This window comes from Hanstruepera ponticola, assembly GCF_002940745.1.
In the GTDB taxonomy this organism is placed as follows: domain Bacteria; phylum Bacteroidota; class Bacteroidia; order Flavobacteriales; family Flavobacteriaceae; genus Hanstruepera; species Hanstruepera ponticola.
This window is the reverse complement of record NZ_POTB01000001.1, coordinates 441,400-461,895: the sequence shown is the minus strand read 5'-3', so window position 1 is coordinate 461,895 and position 20,496 is coordinate 441,400. Positions and strand designations below refer to the sequence as shown.

The following is a 20,496-nucleotide window of genomic DNA, read 5'->3' as shown; positions in this document are numbered from 1 at the left end:
TTTATTTAAGATAACAAACTCACTAGCATAACTTTATTCAATTATTTAGCACAATGATAAAAAGAAAAAATCAAATTTCCTATAAAAAAATGCATTTCATCGTGTTTTTTATACTTTACACCGAGTAAAAAGGGCGTTTGTCGAAACAAAAAAGCATCAAAATGCTCCTGTTTTTTGATGCTTCTTTTTAACCAACTTAAACTATATATGCATTCAAAAATTTGTTTCTTTTTAGGGACTCCGTTCCAGAAGTTTACTGTATGTTTCAAATTACTTGCGTGCTGTTTGTGTATATATAACAACCCCATCCTTAAAACTCCTGAGTAATTTATACGCAAAATAGTATTGTCCAATAATATGGAGTAAAGTGACCTGTCAATCTATCAGTTTAAGGTTGTTGTCAGTTCGCGTAATTATATAAAGTAAAACTGTATCGAGAAAAGCATGTTTAATTATACCATACCGCATACCGTTTCCTACGCAGTTCCAAAGCCAATGCTGCTTCCAGTTTAATGGCTTCGGCTCGGGTGCTTACAGGATCAATATGGTTATAGAGGCTAGGGCGGAGGTAAGCCCCATATTTTTCAACAATGTTAGCCGATAATTTATAACCCTTTTTATTGCGATACCCTGTTTTATGCTGCATAAAGCGCTCTTGGGGTGTCTTACTGGTCATACCCACATACAGGCACTCCAACACACCATTAAACTGCGGATTGGCAGCACGGAACTTGGCGTTCTCCGTAAAAACCTTCTTTTTGAGTTCCACTACATAGATGCGGTATTGGGTTTTGGGCATTTTGAGGTTTAAAACTTATAGTTAAGGTATAAAAATAATTATTTTCTAAATGTAATGAGTAAAAGTCAAACAACTAACTCTTATTTAAAAGTTATCTCTTTTTGTCCTTATTTACGTACGTTATTCCAAAATAAACAGTAACTTGTTCACATTCAACTAACCAAAGCTTAAATTTTCTTCTTCTCTTACCCATTTCGGGTTGATCTAAAAGAGCTTTTTAAATGCAATTATTATGAAAAATTTATGGATTGGTCTGGCACTTATCTTGTGTGCAAACCTTTACGCGCAGCGTAATGAAAACAATGATTACTGGAACTCTTGGCGATATACCGCAAAGGAGGGGAAAACGGCAGACTTTGAAGCCGCAGTAGCCAAAAAAATGCAAATGTTTAATAATTCAGCCGAAACAGCCATGTTTACGTATAAGATTGTAACCGGCAGAAACAGCGGTACGTATGAACGTGTGGAATCTATGAAGTTTCCTAAAGACTATGACATAGACCGCAGTGCTGAAGGCGATTATTGGGATAAAAATGTCTCTAAATTTGTGGCGAAAGCTAGCGGTCAAATGCGATGGGACCGTATTAACAATGCAACCCTAAATTGGGATCCTGAAAATCCGGGAACTCCTGCAAAGTATTTAGAACGTACCACCTATGATGTTAAACCCGATGGCATAACACATTTCAGGAGATTTATTTATCGTATTACCAAAACATTAGAAAAAAGAGGCTATCAAGACTCGCAATTAATGTTTAGATGTATAAGTGGCGGTAGCGATAATATGTTTGTAGTTGTTAGAGGTTTTAATAAGTATCAAGACAAACGCTGGTCAGACGTAGAACATGAAAACAACTTTATGGAAGACTATGATGAGTTATTTGGCTGGGGCACCTTTAAAGAAGACCAGACGAATTTTGATGCCTCATTAGAAAGCTGGGGCGAAATGACGGAGACCATGCAATTGGTACCTTCCTTAACCACAGGTATGATGAATTAATTCAGTTTACATACACCAATGTATTAAAGCCTATCTGTTTGAGATGGGCTTTGTTAATAATAAGCATTGGGTTTGAGTATCTATTTATTTTATATTGATGTATTTCAATACACTGCATATAAGCTCATACATTCCAACACTAAAAGTCGGAACACTTGAAGTGACTTATAATTGTAGGGGCGAATTCACAGAAATATGTTTGTTTGTCTTTTCTCTCTTTCATCGCCTAAACCTTTCGACAGGTTCAAGGCAAGCGAAACAAAAAAATCTAGAATTAGTAGGTCGTTGTGTTCCTGCTGCCCAGGAAATGGGTTACTGGATTGGGAGTCTACTTTTGGTGACGGACTATAAAAGCCGTAACGAGTACAGCATGGTAACTTCGTATTTCTGTAATACTCACGTTGCCAAAGTACGACACGGGTACGAATGAAAAAAGACAAACGATACGTTTGTCTTTTTTGCCCCAAATCTACCATAAAACTTAACCTACTTATGTTACGGTAGGGCTAATATAAAATGCACTGTTGTATATACAACAATAAAAAAGACAAACAGTATGAATTTTCTTTTAAACGCTGTGGCATGTCGTTTTTACCGTTTAAGTGCTTTTTTAGCTTTATATATCAGTGAATCCGGAGGGGAGTACTTGATGAGATTTATAGAATCTTTGCCAAGTAAGCTGTACACATGTAATAACCTATTGTTTGATGCTAATGGTGTCACATTGAGCCTGTCGAAATGCTCTCGAAGGCACTAAACAGTTCTTTTGTTACACCCCTGCGCTTTAAAGCAAGCTTTTCGCTTCGAGGTATAAAAAAGCCTGATGATACCATCAGGCTTTTACTGTTGTAGCGAGACCGAGATTTGAACTCGGGACCTCCGGGTTATGAATCCGACGCTCTAACCAACTGAGCTATCTCGCCATTTTCCTATGAAAATAGGAATCTCATAATTAACGGCGCATACCGTTTTTGAGGCTGCAAATATAACAACAAATTTATTCAGTACAAATATTGTCACAATAAAATATTTATAAAAAATAGTTTTAAAACTTATCAATTAATGTATATATTGAGCGAACAAATTATATTTATGACTATGGACGAAAAAGTGAAATTTGAAATGGAGTTTCCTATACACGCTTCACCGCAATTATTATATCAATACATATCTACCCCTTCTGGATTATCAGAGTGGTTTGCCGAGAATGTGAACTCACGTGGCGAGCTGTTTAAATTCATCTGGGATGGCACTGAAGAACAAGCTAAATTGGTGAGCAAAAAAAGTGGTGAGCGCATCAAGTTTAAGTGGCTTGCTGATGAAGAGGATCCTTATTACTTTGAAATTCGTATTCAGGTTGATGAAATCACAAAAGATGTCTCAATTATTGTCATTGATTTTGCCGAAGAAGATGAGGTTGATGAGTCTAAAATGCTATGGGAAAATCAAATTGCAGATTTAAAACAAGTATTAGGTTCTGCATAACTGCCAATTTTAATATAAACCATATCTTTGTCCCGAATTTATTTCGGGACTTTTTTTATGATTAATCACAACGGCGACCTCACAAATAACGATACCATTCTAAAACCTACTAACCGTGGTTTTGCTTATGGCGACACCCTTTTTGAAACCCTTAAAGTTTCTTACGGAAAGGTGTTGTTTTGGGAAGATCACTATTTTAGACTCATGGCTTCTATGCGCATCTTACGTATGGACATCCCTATGAATTTTACCATGGAGTTTTTGGAATCGCAATTACAGGCTACCATACAGGCCAATGACTTGGGGCAGGCAACAACACGGGTAAAATTGTCCGTTTATAGACATGCAGGTGGTTTATATACACCTGAAGATAACGGCGTTGGTTTTATAATTCAGGTGTGGCCCTTGGCTTCAGATTTCTATCTTTTTAATGATGCGCCTTATGAAGTAGATTTGTTTAAGGATTATTATGTGTCGCCTAGTTTGTTGTCAACCTTAAAAACCAACAACAAGGCTATTAATGTGGTTGGTAGTATTTATGCCCAAGAAAACACGCTTGACAATTGTTTACTGTTAAATACAAACAAACATGTGGTTGAGGCTTTGAATGGCAATATATTTCTGGTGAAAGGGAACGACATTAAAACACCACCTTTGGAAGATGGCTGCCTTAAAGGTGTTATGCGCAAGCAGGTACTGGATGTGATAGAGAAATCACCTAACTATGTTTTGATTGAAGATCATGTGTCTCCATTTGAATTGCAAAAGTCTGATGAGTTATTTATTACTAATGTGATTACAGGGATTCAGCCAGTGAGTAAATACCGTAAAAAGGAATTTGATAACCAAGTAGCCAAGGACATCTTTCAAAAAGTGAATACGCTGATTCGGTTAACTAGTTAAAACTAGGATCTTCTGGTGCATTGGACCAAATGGTGTATTCGCCTCCAAATTCCAACATTTTTTCTTTCCAAAAGGTTTCGTAGTCTTTTTCGATGATGGATTTTTTGTAGATATTTTCAGTAACAATCCATGAATTGGATTTGAGTTCTTCGTTTAATTGGTTGGCTTCCCAACCTGAATAACCTAAAAAGAAACGAATGCTCTTTTCATTGATTTTATTTTCGGCAATGAGCTCAGCTACTTTATTAAAATCGCCACCCCAATAAATACCCAAGGAAATTTCGACACTATCCGGGATTAACTCTGGGATTTTATGAATGAAGTACAGATTGTCTTGTTCCACAGGTCCACCATTATAAACCCGCATTTTGGTGTCTAATTCCGGGATTAAATCGGATATGGTATAGTCTAGCGGTTTATTTAATATAAAGCCAATAGAGCCTTCGTTATTATGGTCTGCCAGTAAAATTATGGAACGGTTGAAGGAGACATCACCAATGATTGATGGTTCGGCGATTAACAAATTACCTTTTTTGGGTTGTATTGTAATCATATAGTTGGGCATTTACTTACTAAAACTAACATTTTTTTTATAAAAAACAAATAGATAAAAGCATTTATAAGCAAAAAGGTCTTCAAAATTGAAGACCTTTTTAAAAATATGGTAAAGCTTAAATTAGTTTACTGCTCTTGATAAATCAGAACCAGCTTTAAATTTAACTACATTTTTAGCCTTAATTTTAATAGTCTTTCCTGTTTGTGGGTTTCTTCCATCTCTTGCAGCTCTTCTAGAAACTGACCAAGAACCAAATCCTACTAAAGAAACTCTGTTACCTTTTTGTAAAGCTCCTTCAATTTCAATTAACGCGCACTCTAAAGCTTTTTTTGCAGCTGCTTTAGTAATTCCTGCGTGTTCTGCCATAGCATCGATTAAATCTGTTTTGTTCATAATTTAATTTTTAATTATTAATAAATTGTTGGTTAAACATTTTTGTTAAATCCTCTACAAATTTATACGGATTATCGTATCACGCAAGTAATAGCAAGGCAAATGCATGAATTTGTTGATAACTTAACACTTTTGTTAATAACGAGCGTGCATTTTATCGATGTTTTTAAGATATGAGTAATGATAGGGGTTTACAGCATTTTGGCATTGTCGTGAAAATGGTATCCGTTTAGCAGTGAAATTATATCCATTTTTCGTTTACCAGGTAGTTTAATTTGTTCTACCAAAATGAAGCCATTTGATGCAGCTACTTTAAGAGTTTTTTTATCAGCAACTAGGGTTCCTATAGTAAGGTCATGATTATCAAATACCCAACTTGTTTGGTAGAGTTTAATTTCTAACTGTTCTTCACCATTTTCTAAATAACACCAAGCTCCAGGGTAGGGATTGAGACCACGAACTTTGTTGTGAATGGTCTTGATATCATTATCCCAGTTTATTTTACAATTGTCTTTATTTAATTTATGAGCATCCTTAATGGTCGGGTTTTCTTTTTGGATACTGGTTTTAACCTGACCTTGTTCTATTCGTTTAACGGTTTCAAGAACCAGTTGGCTTCCTGTGGTCATTAACTTGTCATGAAGAGTACCAGCATTATCTTCATCTTCAATAGCAACTTCCTTTTGAAGAATCATTTCACCGGTATCAATTTTTTCATCAATAAAGAAGGTGGTAACCCCTGTTTTTGTTTCACCATTTATTATAGCCCAGTTAATAGGAGCCGCACCACGATAATTGGGTAGCAAAGAGGCATGTAAATTAAAGGTGCCATATTCGGGCATTTGCCAAACAATTTTTGGCAGCATTCTAAAGGCTACCACAATTTGTAAATTGGCTTCTAAAAATTTTAATTCTTGAACAAAATCGTCATGCTTTAAGTTGGTAGGTTGCATAATGTGCAAACCTTGTGATTTTGCATAGGTCTTTACGGCCGACTCCTGAATTTTACGACCTCTACCTGCTGGCTTATCGGGAGCTGTAATGACTCCAACAATTTGATAGTTATTTTCAACCAGGGTTTTTAAGGTGGCAACAGCAAAATCTGGTGTTCCCATAAAAACTATTCGCAGTTCCTTGTTCATACATGTGATAATTTATAGGTGTTGTTGTTTGTGATAGCTATCACGCCATGTTCTAATAAGACTTTTAGCGTGTTATGGATTATTTCTTTATTGAATTTTAGTTGTTCAACCATTTCCCGAGATGATAATGGACCAAGCTCTAATTTTGTGATAATGGCTTCGGTAATATCTTTTACAGCGTCTGTTTGCTGCACTTGTTTATCTTTAATACAAACTGAACAGATACCACAAGGCTCCAAATTGGTTTCGCCAAAATAACTTAAAAGCTGGATACTCTTGCAGGTATCATTATTGCTCATATATGCTATAACCGAAGCGACTTGATTGGTTTTTACCTTATTCTGTTGTTCGATGGTTTTGGCAATTCTGTTGATGGTTTTATCGTCTTCCCGTGGCTCAATAAATGTAATTTGCGCATCTGTTCGAGATAATTTTAGTGCGATGATCTCATCTTTTTCTAACATTAGGAGTTTGTTCTCTAACTCTTTTTCTGTAATAGAAACTTTTTCCGAAATCCGTAGCGTGTTAATAGTTGTTTCATGTTCAAAAATACCACCATATGTTCGTAATAGTGACTTAACTGTAAGACTTAAATTGGGATGGTTGTTCAAGTATTGAAACAAGCTATTATTAGATACTATAAATTGTAAGCTTGTTTGATTTTTGAATTGCTGTGATAAATTAATGACACTTGTACGATCTAAGGCTTGTAATGCATTATAGGCTAAAGCACTATTAAAATTATAGGTTTTGCAAAATGAATTAAAGTTGAAATCAAAACTCTTATGCTGGCCTTCGCCATAGGAAACTTGAAAGTAATTACAGAGTTTTCTATATACTGTTTTAATAAAATAAATAGTAGGTAAAACTTTTAAAAATTGATTTTTTAGATGTGCTTCATCTGAATTACTTTTAAGAATAACGGCAAAGGCTTTATTACCATTTCTACCAGCTCTTCCAGCTTCTTGAAAATAACTCTCTAAACTATCTGGTAAATTTAAATGAATAACAGTTTTTACATTAGGTTTATCAATACCCATTCCAAAGGCATTTGTTGAAACCATAATGGGTTTTTGTTCGCGTAACCAAGCGTTAAGTCGTTGATCTTTTTCGTAATTAGAGAGCCCACCATGAAAATATGTTGTCGCGAAACCTTTGCTTTCGAGAAAGCTGCTTATTTCAAGGGTAGCCTTTCTGTTTCTAACATAAATGATTGAAGGCGCTTGATTTTTTTTTAGGATGCGCTCTAGTTCATAGCGTTTGTCTTCGGTTTCGAATGTCATATACGCCAAGTTATCTCTATGAAATGACTGTTGAAATATTTTGGCATCAATAAAATCGAGTTCAGCTACAATATCATCAACCACTTTTGGCGTTGCCGAAGCCGTTAATGCTATGCAGTTGACATTGGGTTGAATTTCTCGGAGCGTGACAATGTTTTTATAAGCTGGTCTAAAATCATTTCCCCATTGCGAAATGCAGTGTGCTTCATCAACAGCAATGAGGTTTACATGCATTTGACGGATTCTATCCTGTACGATTTCTTGTTGTAAGCGTTCTGGGGAGAGGTATAAAAACTTATAATTACCATAAATACAATTGTCCAACATGGTGTCTAATTCACTGTAGGCAATACCACTGGTTAATGCCATAGCTTTGATACCTTTTTCGTTGAGTGCCTGAACTTGATTTTTCATCAAGGCTATTAAAGGTGAAACCACAATACAAATCCCTTCTTTTATTAAAGCAGGTATTTGGAAGCAAAGTGATTTTCCGCCACCAGTTGGCAATAGCGCAAAGGTGTCTTCATTATCAAGTACCGCATTAATTATGGATTCTTGTAATGGTCTGAAAGTTGTAAAACCCCAATATCTCTCTAATATATTGATGGGTTGTTCCATTATAGTTTCTTTACAACATTAAGAATAAATTGTGCTCTATTTTCAATGGTATCAAAGGGTACATCCATGAGCGCGTAGTTAAAACGCTCATAGGTATTAAGAAGATGATGATGAATTTTTACAGCTTGATCAAAGTTTTCATAACGTTCACTATCACTTACAAATATTTCTTGCCAAGGCTCTAAAATAAAAGCCATATCATAGACATTGTTTTTGCAACTGTTTACAAATTTTTCAGGATATGCATCACCAATATAATCCATATAGGCAATAACATCAGGAATGCCTCGATCTAAAAAAACCAAATCTTTTCCTAATGTGTTTGCCTGCGAAAATTGTGTTTCACGTCCTTTTAATAAGAGTTCGCTAAAGAGTAGTGGTTGTGTTAAGAATAACTGTTCAATACCTTCCTTACGCGCTTTTAGAGTAACTTCACGTGAAATTTCGTCTAAACAAACATGTCCCAGTCTTTTTAATTCATTTATAATGGACGTTTTTCCAGTTCCAGGACCACCAGTAATTACAATTTTTTTTACGTTCAAGACAGCGACATTTTGGATGTAAAAATCGTAATTAAAAAGGAAACTAAAAAATGAATTGGAAACAGTATCTTTGTAGCTTAATGTAATTAATATGGAAGAGAATCAAAATCCGGATGCTTTTTACGAAAAGTTAAAGGGTCAATTATATGATACGGCTACGTGGCCATCTGAGTATTTGTATAAGTTTATTGTAAAATCGGAAGGTAATGGCATTTCAGAAGTTGAAGCACTTTTTGATAATATGGGAGCCGTAATTAATACCACCGAATCAAAAAATGGTAAATATACCAGCGTTTCTATTAACGTTAATATGAAAACACCAGAAGATGTTATTGCCAAATATAAAGAAGTGGCAGAAAACGTTCAAGGAGTTATTAGTCTTTAGAATTTTTTTGTACTTTGCGCAGGCATGATACTTCTTGCTAAAAGTTAACCTCTACACATTTTTATTTTGATAGAACATTTAGAATACAATTCGGAACGCGAACATTTAATTATACCAGAATACGGTAGGCATTTACAGAAAATGGTGAATTATGCCAAAACACGTGAAACTAAAGAAGAACGTAATAAATTGGCTCAAGCCATCATATCTGTGATGGGTAATTTGCAGCCTCATTTGCGTGATGTACCAGATTTTCAACACAAGCTTTGGGATCAATTATTTATCATGTCTAATTTTGAATTAGATGCCGATTCACCTTATGAAAAGCCTTCAAAAGAAGTGCTCTCGGAACGTCCAGAAACATTAGATTATCCGCAGAACCATCCAAAATATCGTTTCTACGGAAATAATATTAAAACCATGATTGATGTGGCTAATACTTGGGAGGAAGGCGAGTTGAAAGAGGCTTTGGTTTATACCATAGCCAACCATATGAAAAAATGTTTTTTAAACTGGAACAAAGACACCGTTGAGGATGATGTGATTTTTGAGCATCTCCGAGAATTGTCAGGAGGAAAAATCAATTTGCTTAATGCAGATGAAGATTTAACCGATGCCAGTAGCTTAATGCGTAGTAAAAAGAAATACAGTTCTAACTCCAGTAAAAAGGCACATCACAAAAAAAATAATAATAGAAATAGAAAACGCTATTAAACTTCATGGGAATATTTAAAATTGAAGGAGGCAATCAATTAAAAGGAAGCATCCAGCCTCAAGGAGCAAAAAACGAAGCACTTCAAATTTTATGCGCTGTATTGTTGACTCCAGAAAAAGTCACTATTCATAATATACCTGATATTGTTGATGTCAATAAACTTATAGAACTTTTAAGAAAGCTAGGTGTAAAGATTGAGAAGCTATCCAATAATGCTTATTCGTTTCAAGCTGATGAGGTCAATTTAAAATATTTAGAATCTGAAGCTTTTAAGGTAGATGGTCGAGGCCTAAGAGGTTCCATCATGATAGTTGGTCCTTTATTGGCTAGATTTGGTAAAGGATATATTCCTAAGCCTGGAGGCGATAAAATAGGACGCAGACGTTTAGATACCCATTTTGAAGGCTTTATAAGTTTAGGAGCCAAATTCCGTTATAATCGCGAAGATTATTTTTATGGTGTAGAAGCTGATAAGTTAGTTGGAACTTATATGTTACTCGACGAGGCTTCTGTTACAGGAACAGCTAATATTGTTATGGCTGCAGTTTTGGCAGAAGGAACTACTACAATCTATAACGCCGCATGCGAACCTTATTTGCAACAGCTGTGTAAGATGTTAAATAGGATGGGAGCAAATATAAAAGGTATTGGATCTAATATGCTAATCATTGAAGGTGTTGATAGCCTTGGTGGTACAGAACATACCATGTTACCAGATATGATTGAAATTGGTAGCTGGATTGGATTGGCAGCGATGACAAAAAGTGAGTTGACCATAACCAATGTAAGTTGGGATGATTTAGGTCAAATTCCTAACGTATTTAGAAAATTGGGTATTACAGTTGAAAGACGCGGTGATGATATTCACATACCAGCCCATGTAGATGGATATGAAATTCAAAGTTATATAGATGGTTCTATTTTAACCATTTCCGATGCACCTTGGCCAGGCTTTACACCAGATTTATTGAGTATTATTCTGGTGGTTGCTACACAAGCTAGAGGTAGTGTTTTAGTACATCAAAAAATGTTTGAAAGTCGTTTGTTCTTTGTGGATAAACTTATTGATATGGGAGCAAAAATTATTCTCTGCGATCCACATAGAGCTACCGTTATTGGTCATGATTTTCAGTCTGATTTAAAAGCAACAACAATGACATCTCCAGATATACGTGCAGGTGTATCGCTGTTAATAGCAGCTTTATCTGCTAGAGGCACATCAACCATTCACAATATTGAACAAATTGATAGAGGATACGAAAATATAGACGAGCGTTTACGAGCTATTGGAGCCAAAATTGAGCGTCTTAAAGAACATGAATAACAAAAAAAAGCTTCGAAAATTTCGAAGCTTTTTTATTTGCGTGCTACTCCATACTATAAAAATATTGTTCACTGGCAATTTTGCCATCTTTGACCTCGTACACACAGACCTCTTCCATTTTTTGTCTGCCACGTTCTTTAAACGTGCAATCAAATCCCATTTTGGCTGTAAAAAAGTTTCCAGCTATAACGGGTTCGCTAATTTCACTTGAGTGAAAATTTTCAACACTGTCTAACCATTCTTTGCTTTTATTCCAAACATTTTGTTTTCCAGTAATGACTTCTCCTGGCATACCGGGCATTTCTTTGCTCACTACATTATCTGCATAAAATTCATTGATACAGTCCAAGTTTTTGCCCTCTTGACACATGGTTCGCCATTTATTTGCTACTTCTTTTGTATTCATTGTTTTTGGATTTTAAGTTATTTACTAAAGCTAGTAAAAAATTAAATATCAGGTAATTAAATACATGTTATAATTTGACTAAACGTGGCTAAATAAAAAAAGCCGCTATCTCATAACGGCTCATGTTTATTATTTAGATGTGCATTTATTTCTTTACGATTTTATGAATTGTTGTGTTTTGATTGGTATTTAGATGTATAAAGTAAATGCCACTCTTTAAAGATTTTATGTTTATTTGATTTGAAGCTGGTAGCATCGTCATTTCCTGAATTAACTTACCAGTTATATTATAAATTGCATAGTTTGAGCTAGTATTCCCTTTGATAGTTATATTTAGGAAATCATTCACAGGGTTGGGGTAGAGTCTTATCTCATGATTATCTAAACCAATAGCACTTAAGGTTTGACCTTCTTCTATTACTATGACTTCGTTTATATTTGGATTCGAAATGGTATCAACAGCTCCAGAAGGCCAATGCACAACTATTGCATCAATTTGTGTAGCTGCACCGAGTCCAAAATGCGTCATCAAGGAATTCATGGTTCCGTAACTTTCTCCTGCTCTTACTTCTCTTATTTGAGTTCCCCATGCACCTTGAATTTCAATTCTAGCACCAATACCATTTATATTACTTGCATCACCAATTAATCTAATTTCTGTCCAATTGTTGGTATTACCATCATTTAAATACAGTACATCAGGATTACTTGATGGACCATTGTATCCCGTAGCAAAGCCCGCCATAACATCTATAAAGCCATCATTGTTTAGATCACCTACAGCAGCGCTTTGTATTCTTGAAGGTCCTGCAGGTAAGGTGAAAGGTGACGTAACCTCGGTAAAGGTTTTGTCGCCATTATTTTTGAATAAATGATGCGTGCCACTTCGCATGGTGATAAACAAATCTATAAACGTATCATTATCAAAATCTTCCATCATAACTTGAATTCCACCAGAGCCTAAACCTGCCAAAACTGAAGTAATACCACAAGTAGCGGTAATATCTGTAAAGTTTCCACTGCCATCATTGGTAAATATTTTACTTGATATATCATGATTTATTAAAACACAATCCAAGTCGCCATCATTATCAATATCTTCAAAATTCGCCGACCACGACTGACCAAGAGGAGCCAAGCCTCTCGCTACCGCATCATCAGTATAATTATTATTGCCATCATTCATAAATAATAAATTCACGCGTCTGCCATCATTTGGGTTGTTTACTCCTAAACGACATTTGGATATGTATAAATCTAAATGACCATCATTGTTAACATCGGCCCAAATACTACCATAATTTCCCGAGTTGTCAGAAGGAATGGTTGAAACTGCATTAATCAAACCATTGTTTACTGTCATATTACCGCTGCCATCATTGCTATAAGCAAGAGAAACACCGTCATCATGGCATGCAAATATGTCAATAAAACCATTGTTATCTATATCCGCAAAATTGACACTTTGTAGAAAAATATTACCGCCAAGTGTTGTGGAAGAATATGCAGTACCGTCAGCATTTGCTTTTATTAGTTTGATACCATTATAAGAACCGCCAGTTACAATATCATTATAGCCGTTTTGGTCGACATCGGCAATAGCTAAACCCCATTGTGAACCACCAACACTTCCAAAATTGTACTGCGTGAAATTTCCACCACCTGCAGTTTGATATTCAATTTGTAAGTTTCTAGCATCATCAAGTCTGATAATATCATCGAGACCATCACCATTCATATCACTTACGCCAATAGCACAGCCGCTGGTTAAATTAGGGTTGATGAGAAGGGTGTTTGAATTTGTAAAAGTAATTTGAGAAAAGGACATTAGAGGCATTATTACTGCTAATGTGAGTAGTTTTTTGTACATGATTATATAATTGGATGTAGTAAAGATAATTTAATTAATTAAAATAATTAATTAAGAGCTGCTTTATAAGCAGCTAAACACCGCTCTCTGGCTTCTTTGTGATCTACGATAGGTTTAGGATACGTTAATTCTTGATAATCTGCAACCCACTTTTTAATGTACTCATGGTTTTTATCAAACTTCTTAATTTGTGTTGTTGGATTAAAAATTCTAAAGTATGGTGCAGCATCAACTCCACATCCAGCAACCCATTGCCAATTTCCAATATTACTTGCCATTTCGTAGTCATGTAACTTTTCAGCAAAATATGCTTCGCCCCAACGCCAATCAATTAATAAATGTTTACATAGAAATGAACCTACTAACATTCTTACACGGTTATGCATAAAACCAGTATTATTTAATTCACGCATACCTGCATCAACTAAAGGATAACCAGTTTTGCCCTCACACCAGGCTTTAAATTCGGTTTCATTATTTCGCCATTCAATTCTATCGTATTTTGGTTTAAAACTCTCACTTACAGTATGTGGATAGTGCCATAGAATTTGCATGAAGAATTCACGCCATATTAATTCTTGCCAAAATATTTCGTTTTCTTCTGCAATGGCTTTTTTTACCATTTTTCGAATACTTACTGTTCCAAATCGTAAATGAGGCCCTAATCGTGATGTAGCATCTTTAGCTGGATAATTGCGCTTGTTTTCATACTCCTGCATTAGGGTAGGCGTGACATCATATGCTGCGATATTTTGATCTGACTTTTTAAAGCCAATATCTGAAAGTGATACATTAGGTAATCTAGAATGTTTGACTAGATTTTTGAGATAATTGTTTGTGTAAAATATTTCTAGATTATCAGTATTAAATGTACTTTTCCAAGTTTTCATGTATGGTGTGTAAACCATGTATGGATCGCCATCATTTTTGACTATTTCACTTTTTTCAAAAATAACTTGATCTTTATATGTCTTAAAATCTATATTATTCTTGCTTAAAAAATCCTTAATTTCCTTGTCGCGCTTTTTGGCATAAGGTTCATAGTCGTGATTTGTATAAACACCATCAATGCTGTATTCTTCAATTAAATTTTCAAATACTTCTTTTGGTTTTCCATTGAATATGGCTATACTGCTTTCATGTTCGTTTTGAAGCGTCTGCCGCATGCCTTGAAGCGTATTAAAAATAAACGTTACACGTGCATCGTCTTCCGGAAGTTTATCTAGAATTTCTGTATCAAAAATGAAAATAGGTAAAACAAGATTATCACTTTTTAGGGCCTCAAAAAATCCACGGTTATCATCTAAACGCAGATCTCTTCTAAACCAGAAAATATTTACAGGCTCGTTCATATTACAAAGTTCCGAAAAGCTCGATTAATTTTTTTTGGCGGTATTCAAAAATTTCTTCTAGTTTGGGCTTTACTAAAATTGGTTGAACCAACTGTCCTAAAATGCCTAGAGGAATTTTATAGTCTATAATGTCTTCCATCTCCACGCCACCTTCAATTTCTTTAATAAAATGTTTGTGATGCCATAGCGCATAGGGTCCAAATCGTTGTTCGTCAACAAAATAATGTTTGTCAATTACATGTGTTATTTCTGTTACCCATTTTGTTTTAATTCCTAATACAGGTGTAACTATATATTGAATTATTTGCCCTGCATACATGGGTCTATCTGCTCCAGAAAGAATATTAAATCCCATGTAATCTGGAGTAATAACTTTTAAATTGCCTGGGTCAGATAAAAAATCCCAAGCCTGCTCAACAGAAATTGGTAGATTTTGTTTTTTATGTAAGGTGTATATCTTCATTAGTTATTAACATATATGTAAGCATTCAAGGACGTGGCAATCAGTAGCCAAATCATATATGGTAGTAATAAATATGAATAGGTCTTTATGTCGTCCATTCTGAATTTAAAAAAGAAATAAAAGATAAGTAAGGTTAACAGTGAAATGTTTAGAAGTCCTAATCTTACCCAATGCTGATTGAAAAAAATATAATTCCATGAAACATTTAAAATAACTTGAACAGCAAATAAAATTCTTAAAAATTTTGAATTTTGATGACTAAATAATTTGGCTAAATACACTGAAAAGCAAATCATTATTGTTGTCCAGGCCACACCAAAAACCCATCCAGGTGGTGTCCAAGGTGCTTGATTAAGATTGGTGTACCATTCAGATTGTGGCCCATTATTCATGAGCCATCCACCAATTGCTAAACCTCCAAAATTAATTATTAAAAAAAGTACTAAACGTTTAATAAAACTCATATTATTTATTTTGTAAAGCTTCAATTTGTTCGGCTATACTCTGGGCTTGCGCATAGACTTCATCACTAGCTTTTCTGTCAGTAGTAGAAAGACGATGCCAATCTTTCATGGCTTTGGCATATTTTTTCTGCAATGATTCAATTTCTGACTGTTTTTTAAATATTCCAAACATAATTTACTTATTTAAATGCTTTGTTATTTTTGCGCTTGTTGGATTGGTTACTGAAAAATAATAGTCTAAAAGATTGCCATTTTCATCAACCAAATATTTCTGAAAATTCCATTTCACACTTGAATTTGAATTTCCGTTTAATTCTTTACTCGTCAACCACTTGTAGAGTGGGTGCTGATTGTCACCTTTAACATCTATTTTCTCCGTCATTAAAAAACTAACGCCATAATTTTTTTCGCAAAAGGTTTGAATTTCATTAGCACTACCAGGTTCTTGACCACCGAATTGATTACAAGGAACACCAATTATCATCAGATTATCTTGGTATTCATCATACAGCTTTTGAAGGTCAGCATATTGCCCTGTAAAACCACATTTTGAAGCTACATTAACAAAAAGAATATACTTGCCTTTGTAATCTGCTAGATTAATTGGCTCGCCTGCTAAACTGTTAATTTGAATATCATAAATAGATTCTGTAGGCGTATTTTGGGCTCTTGTTTTATTGAAGAAGTTTATCATAAGACAAATTATAAAGAGTTTTTTCATGATTTATATTTTAAAAGAAACAATACCGCAATCCATTTCAAATATTTGACCCGAAAGTGACCTTGCGTTTTCTGATAATAAAAAGGCTGCCATATTTGCGACTTCATCTGGCTTTAAAAATTTCTTTAAAGGATGCCTTTCGGTGATGTTTTCGATCATTTTATCATTTCGTAATAGTTTTGAAGCTAAATCAGTATCCGTTACTGTAGGCGCAATAGCATTAACACGAACTGTTGGCGCTAATTCAGCACCTAATGACCTGGTCAAACCTTCAACTCCAGCTTTCGCTGCTGCTACGCTGGCATGAAATGGCATTCCCAATTTTACAGCCACAGTACTGAAAAGTACGATTGATGGATTTTGTCCTGATTTAAGCCTTGGTAAATACGCTTGTATGGCCTTTACAGCTCCAATTACGTTTATTTCGTAATCTTCTCTAAACTCATCAAGCTTTAATCGAGCTACTGGTTTTAAGTTAATGCTTCCTGGGCAATAAACCAAGCCATCACAAGATGCTACTTCGGGTAATTCGTCTTTTAAAACATTGGCACTATGATGTGTTAGGTTGTCGTGACTTAAGTCTGGTTTATTACGACTAATGTTTATGACTTTATTATTGTTTTCCAGTAATAAATTAACAAGTGACAGCCCAATTCCTCGGCTGCCACCTATGACGATATATGTTTTCATATGTGTTTTTTATGCCATTAATGGCTTACCTTTTAAACGTTTTTCTACTTTTCGTTTTATAACAGTTAAACGTTTCATAATATCCATAATACGATCGTCTTTTTTCTGCTTGTATATCTGATTTAAGTCTAAAATCAATTGCTTAGCTTCTCTTGAGATTTTAATTCTATCACTAGTTGATAAAGATTTCATCTTTCTTTGCTCAAATTCAAGCGCTTTGTTTATTAGTTCCATAGCTTAATGATTTATATAGTTATGTAATTCAATTATTTTTTGAGGGTCGTTAAACGCACCACCGTAATAGGTTGTGACCGTCGCTGATGTATCATCTTTAATACCTCTTGACGATACGCATAAATGTTTAGCATCAATTATAACAGCAATATCTTCTGTTCCCAATACATTTTTAAGTTCGTTAGCAATTTGATTGGTTAAACGCTCTTGCACTTGAGGACGCTTGGCATAATACTGGACAATCCGATTAAGCTTTGACAGTCCAATAACCTTACCAGAGGAAATATAGGCCAAATGAGCTTTACCAATTATAGGAACAAAATGATGCTCACAATTAGAATAAAACGTTATATTTTTTTCCACCAGCATCTGATTATACTGATACTTGTTATCAAATAAGGCCACTTTTGGCTTGTTTTTTGGATTTAACCCAGAAAATATTTCATCTATGTACATTTTGGCAACACGATCTGGAGTGCCCTTTAACGAATCGTCTGTTAAATCTAATCCCATAACATCCATAATCTCTTCAAAAAGAAAAGCAATACGCTTTTTCTTTTCTTCATCTGTTAACTTAAAGGCATCTTTTTTCATTGGAGTTTCCATTCCCGTGTATAAATGATCGTCACCTATTTCTGTTGCACTAAACCCATTTAAATGATGGCCGTTTTTTGGTTTTTCAAAAGTTTTAATTTTCATAGCTCTTTTTTTGTAATGCTGTACTTATGTTTGTAACAGAAATCAAAGCATTATTTTAACTTAAAATTGTTGTTTGTCTAATATTTCATTTTCAAAGTTAGATAAAATAATTTATTTGTCCAATTTTATTTTAAATAAGTTTGACAAAAAGTATTTAATTTTTTAAATTACCATTTTTAAATGCTTGATTTTGTAAATGAGTATCTATATAATCTATGGTGTCATATAGATAAATTAGTTAGAAAAATATGATTTAAATTATTCAAGATGATATCATCATACACTCTAAAGAATTATTATATTTGAATATAATTTTATTTTACTATGAAAGACAAATACTACTATCTAACTATTTTAACATTATTTGTTGTTGTGTCTTCATTTGGACAAAACACCGTTAGTACGAAACAACAAAGACGTCAAGCTGCAAAAGTTGATACAGTTTATACTGTAGAGGAGCGTGCAAATATGGCCCATTGGTTATATGAGCGTGTGAATGAGATGAAACTATCTGATGAGGTGCGCGAGGAATATGATGCTATTATTTTTTCACGTATTTATGATATGAGTCGTTTGAATGACAAGGATAAGGCTCATACTGATGAAGAAATACACATTAAATTTGACGAGATAGTTGATAAAATGAACATGGAGGTTAAAGCAATTTTGACAACCGATCAGTATATTAATCATTTAGAGAATTTTGCAGAATTAGAACGGAGTGTTTATAAAAAGTTTGATTGGGATAACGACTAGCTTTTAAAGGCTTTAGCTATTTATCTTTTTGTTAACATTTCATAAAAATCTTTATCCGTATTTTTACTATATAAATCAAACTACACTAATCATATGAAAAAACTATTATTATTTACATTGTTATTGGCCTTTTCATTTTCTATGAATGCGCAGGTTACAACACCACAACCAAGCCCTTTTAGTAAAGTAGAACAAAAGGTTGGGTTAACAGATATTACCATTGAATATTCGCGTCCTGGAGTAAAGGACAGAAAAATATTTGGTGGATTGGAAGCTTATGACAAAATGTGGCGTACAGGAGCTAATAAAAATACTATTATTACTTTTAGTGACCCTATAACCATTGGAGGTAATAAAGTACCTGCAGGTTCTTATGCTATTTTCACAAAGCCTGGAGAGTCACTTTGGGAAGTTTACTTATATTCGGATACTGAAAATTGGGGAGTTCCACAAGAATGGGATGAGAGCAAAGTTGCAGCTATAGCAAAAGTACAATCTCACAAATTACCATTCAATGTTGAAACATTATCAATTGATATAAACAACATTAGAAATGGTAGTGCGACATTAGATATTATTTGGGCTGACACATATATTGCCGTGCCTTTCACTGTCCCTACAGATGAAAAAGTTTTAACTTCTATAAATGACGCCTTAAACGGTAATCCAACAGCTCAAGATTATTATGCTGCATCTGTTTACTATTTACAGGAAGGTAAAGATATGAAGCAAGCTAAAGAATGGATAGATAAGGCTATGTCAATGACTGAAAAACCAGCTTTTTGGCAATTAAGACAACAGTCTTTAATTTATGCAAAAGCAGGAGATAAAGATGGCGCTATTGCACTAGCTAAAAAATCGTTAGCAGGAGCTAAAGAAGCTGGTAACAATCAATATGTGAAGTTTAATGAAGAGTCATTAAAAGAGTGGGAGGCGAACTAGCTTTCTAAATTTATAAGAATATAAAAGCGACCAATTGGTCGCTTTTTTTTTTTTTAGTCAGTTTCTTCAAGAAAAAAAATAGCTTCAACAGGTTTATTAAACAACTTAGCAATTTTTAAAGCTAACACTGTTGATGGAACATATTTGTTTTTTTCCATGGCGTTAATGGATTGTCTGCTTACGCCTATTTTGTCAGCTAAATCAGCTTGAGTTAAATTGTGAATCGCGCGCTCAACTTTTAGGTTATTCTTCATGGTTGCCAGATTTTAGTTTAATAAAGTTAAATCGGAATACAAAGAATAGTAGCGGTGTGAAAACGTTGAAAATTAACACATTAAAAAAGGTCATGTCATACACAAATACTATTGTAAAAAGTAATAATATATAATTGAAAATAATGGCCCAAACTAATGATTCAGTCCGAAGCTTGTATATATACTCATCTTCAACTTTTTCTTTTGTAAAGCCTACAAGAAGTCCTCCTATGATTAAACATACATAAACAAGTTCATCTGCAATACCGTTTTCAATTACTTTAAAGAACCCAGCATCACCTATAAAAGGGTCGCTATAAATAGAAAATACTTTGGTAACCATAATCTCTCCATCGTAATCTATAGCGTAGAGAATGATACCACCAATAAGTCCGATAATAAACAAAAACCAACCTAGCGGTTTGAATTTGTTTGATAATAAATAATTTGATTTCATAACTGTTCGATTTTAAAATTGATTAATCAAAAGTAAAACAAAC

The 20,496-nt window shown here is 34.3% G+C and carries 26 protein-coding genes and 1 tRNA gene; 8 read left to right on the top strand and 19 right to left on the bottom strand.

The features are described from left to right. Positions 1-448 precede the first annotated feature (448 nt). Complete coding sequence (locus tag C1S72_RS02075; protein ID WP_104734017.1) at positions 449-799, bottom strand: ribose-5-phosphate isomerase; 351 nt, start codon at positions 797-799, stop codon at positions 449-451. Between the two features lie 232 nt (positions 800-1,031). Here C1S72_RS02075 and C1S72_RS02070 point away from each other — a divergent pair, with 232 nt between their 5' ends. Beyond that, a complete protein-coding gene (locus C1S72_RS02070) occupies positions 1,032-1,799 on the top strand; it encodes a hypothetical protein (RefSeq protein ID WP_104734016.1) in 768 nt (255 codons plus the stop codon). Between the two features lie 849 nt (positions 1,800-2,648). Here the strand turns inward: C1S72_RS02070 and C1S72_RS02065 are convergent. After that, positions 2,649-2,722: transfer RNA gene (locus C1S72_RS02065), tRNA-Met, on the bottom strand. A 175-nt stretch (positions 2,723-2,897) separates the two neighbouring features. Between C1S72_RS02065 and C1S72_RS02060 the strand changes: the two genes are divergently transcribed. Together C1S72_RS02060 and C1S72_RS02055 are read left to right on the top strand one after the other, a co-directional pair. Continuing rightward, the gene (locus C1S72_RS02060) at positions 2,898-3,284 is read left to right on the top strand and encodes an START-like domain-containing protein (protein ID WP_104734015.1); all 387 of its coding nucleotides are present in this window, start codon (positions 2,898-2,900) and stop codon (positions 3,282-3,284) included. A 57-nt stretch (positions 3,285-3,341) separates the two neighbouring features. Further along, entirely contained in the window at positions 3,342-4,187 is an 846-nt protein-coding gene (locus C1S72_RS02055; RefSeq protein ID WP_104734014.1) for an aminotransferase class IV, read from the top strand. Here the strand turns inward: C1S72_RS02055 and C1S72_RS02050 are convergent. The 5 genes from C1S72_RS02050 to C1S72_RS02030 all read right to left on the bottom strand — a co-directional run bounded on the left by C1S72_RS02050 (position 4,180) and on the right by C1S72_RS02030 (position 8,721). Further along, positions 4,180-4,740: a YqgE/AlgH family protein gene (locus C1S72_RS02050; RefSeq protein WP_104735751.1), complete on the bottom strand. Its 561-nt coding sequence runs from the start codon at positions 4,738-4,740 to the stop codon at positions 4,180-4,182. The two genes, C1S72_RS02055 and C1S72_RS02050, sit on opposite strands and share 8 nt — an antisense overlap. A gap of 123 nt (positions 4,741-4,863) precedes the next feature. Then, positions 4,864-5,136, bottom strand: coding sequence for an HU family DNA-binding protein (locus C1S72_RS02045; protein ID WP_092206834.1), 273 nt, complete (start codon positions 5,134-5,136; stop codon positions 4,864-4,866). Positions 5,137-5,327: 191 nt separating this feature from the next. After that, entirely contained in the window at positions 5,328-6,278 is a 951-nt protein-coding gene (gene fmt, locus C1S72_RS02040) for a methionyl-tRNA formyltransferase (protein ID WP_104734013.1), read from the bottom strand. Next, on the bottom strand, positions 6,275-8,179 hold the full coding sequence (locus C1S72_RS02035) for a RecQ family ATP-dependent DNA helicase (RefSeq protein WP_104734012.1): 1,905 nt from the start codon (positions 8,177-8,179) through the stop codon (positions 6,275-6,277). The genes fmt and C1S72_RS02035 overlap by 4 nt, the downstream gene beginning before the upstream one ends. After that, on the bottom strand, positions 8,179-8,721 hold the full coding sequence (locus C1S72_RS02030) for an AAA family ATPase (protein ID WP_104734011.1): 543 nt from the start codon (positions 8,719-8,721) through the stop codon (positions 8,179-8,181). Before C1S72_RS02030 ends, C1S72_RS02035 begins: the two co-directional genes overlap by 1 nt. Before the next feature lie 91 nt (positions 8,722-8,812). Between C1S72_RS02030 and C1S72_RS02025 the strand changes: the two genes are divergently transcribed. From C1S72_RS02025 to murA, 3 genes are all read left to right on the top strand, one after another. After that, complete coding sequence (locus C1S72_RS02025; protein WP_104734010.1) at positions 8,813-9,106, top strand: DUF493 family protein; 294 nt, start codon at positions 8,813-8,815, stop codon at positions 9,104-9,106. Positions 9,107-9,172: 66 nt separating this feature from the next. Continuing rightward, a complete protein-coding gene (locus tag C1S72_RS02020; protein ID WP_104734009.1) occupies positions 9,173-9,820 on the top strand; it encodes a DUF4290 domain-containing protein in 648 nt (215 codons plus the stop codon). A gap of 5 nt (positions 9,821-9,825) precedes the next feature. Continuing rightward, entirely contained in the window at positions 9,826-11,145 is a 1,320-nt protein-coding gene (murA, locus tag C1S72_RS02015; protein WP_104734008.1) for a UDP-N-acetylglucosamine 1-carboxyvinyltransferase, read from the top strand. A gap of 43 nt (positions 11,146-11,188) precedes the next feature. Here murA and C1S72_RS02010 read toward each other — a convergent pair whose 3' ends face one another. From C1S72_RS02010 to folE, 10 genes are all read right to left on the bottom strand, one after another. After that, a complete protein-coding gene (locus tag C1S72_RS02010; protein WP_104734007.1) occupies positions 11,189-11,551 on the bottom strand; it encodes a SnoaL-like domain-containing protein in 363 nt (120 codons plus the stop codon). 145 nt (positions 11,552-11,696) lie between these two features. Then, positions 11,697-13,421, bottom strand: coding sequence for an FG-GAP-like repeat-containing protein (locus C1S72_RS02005; RefSeq protein ID WP_104734006.1), 1,725 nt, complete (start codon positions 13,419-13,421; stop codon positions 11,697-11,699). A gap of 47 nt (positions 13,422-13,468) precedes the next feature. Next, a complete protein-coding gene (locus C1S72_RS02000; RefSeq protein WP_104734005.1) occupies positions 13,469-14,773 on the bottom strand; it encodes a cryptochrome/photolyase family protein in 1,305 nt (434 codons plus the stop codon). 1 nt (position 14,774) lies between these two features. Next, a complete protein-coding gene (locus tag C1S72_RS01995; RefSeq protein ID WP_104734004.1) occupies positions 14,775-15,236 on the bottom strand; it encodes an SRPBCC family protein in 462 nt (153 codons plus the stop codon). Beyond that, on the bottom strand, positions 15,236-15,700 hold the full coding sequence (locus C1S72_RS01990; protein ID WP_104734003.1) for a TspO/MBR family protein: 465 nt from the start codon (positions 15,698-15,700) through the stop codon (positions 15,236-15,238). The genes C1S72_RS01995 and C1S72_RS01990 overlap by 1 nt, the downstream gene beginning before the upstream one ends. A 1-nt stretch (position 15,701) precedes the next feature. Next, a complete protein-coding gene (locus tag C1S72_RS01985; protein ID WP_104734002.1) occupies positions 15,702-15,872 on the bottom strand; it encodes a Lacal_2735 family protein in 171 nt (56 codons plus the stop codon). A 3-nt stretch (positions 15,873-15,875) separates the two neighbouring features. Next, positions 15,876-16,421 carry a glutathione peroxidase gene (locus C1S72_RS01980; protein WP_104734001.1) on the bottom strand — a complete coding sequence of 182 codons (546 nt, stop codon included), beginning with the start codon at positions 16,419-16,421 and terminating at the stop codon, positions 15,876-15,878. A 3-nt stretch (positions 16,422-16,424) separates the two neighbouring features. Then, entirely contained in the window at positions 16,425-17,111 is a 687-nt protein-coding gene (locus C1S72_RS01975) for an SDR family NAD(P)-dependent oxidoreductase (protein WP_104734000.1), read from the bottom strand. 9 nt (positions 17,112-17,120) lie between these two features. Continuing rightward, positions 17,121-17,345, bottom strand: coding sequence for a hypothetical protein (locus C1S72_RS01970; protein WP_104733999.1), 225 nt, complete (start codon positions 17,343-17,345; stop codon positions 17,121-17,123). 3 nt (positions 17,346-17,348) lie between these two features. After that, complete coding sequence (folE, locus tag C1S72_RS01965) at positions 17,349-18,044, bottom strand: GTP cyclohydrolase I FolE (protein WP_104733998.1); 696 nt, start codon at positions 18,042-18,044, stop codon at positions 17,349-17,351. A 324-nt stretch (positions 18,045-18,368) separates the two neighbouring features. Between folE and C1S72_RS01960 the strand changes: the two genes are divergently transcribed. Continuing rightward, positions 18,369-18,800: a hypothetical protein gene (locus tag C1S72_RS01960; protein WP_104733997.1), complete on the top strand. Its 432-nt coding sequence runs from the start codon at positions 18,369-18,371 to the stop codon at positions 18,798-18,800. A gap of 93 nt (positions 18,801-18,893) precedes the next feature. Further along, on the top strand, positions 18,894-19,742 hold the full coding sequence (locus tag C1S72_RS01955) for a DUF2911 domain-containing protein (RefSeq protein ID WP_104733996.1): 849 nt from the start codon (positions 18,894-18,896) through the stop codon (positions 19,740-19,742). Between the two features lie 53 nt (positions 19,743-19,795). Here C1S72_RS01955 and C1S72_RS01950 read toward each other — a convergent pair whose 3' ends face one another. Next, positions 19,796-19,996 (bottom strand): helix-turn-helix transcriptional regulator, encoded by a 201-nt coding sequence (locus C1S72_RS01950; RefSeq protein ID WP_104733995.1) that lies wholly within the window; start codon positions 19,994-19,996, stop codon positions 19,796-19,798. Continuing rightward, positions 19,986-20,453 carry a hypothetical protein gene (locus C1S72_RS01945; RefSeq protein WP_104733994.1) on the bottom strand — a complete coding sequence of 156 codons (468 nt, stop codon included), beginning with the start codon at positions 20,451-20,453 and terminating at the stop codon, positions 19,986-19,988. The genes C1S72_RS01950 and C1S72_RS01945 overlap by 11 nt, the downstream gene beginning before the upstream one ends. Between the last annotated feature and the right edge of the window lie 43 nt (positions 20,454-20,496).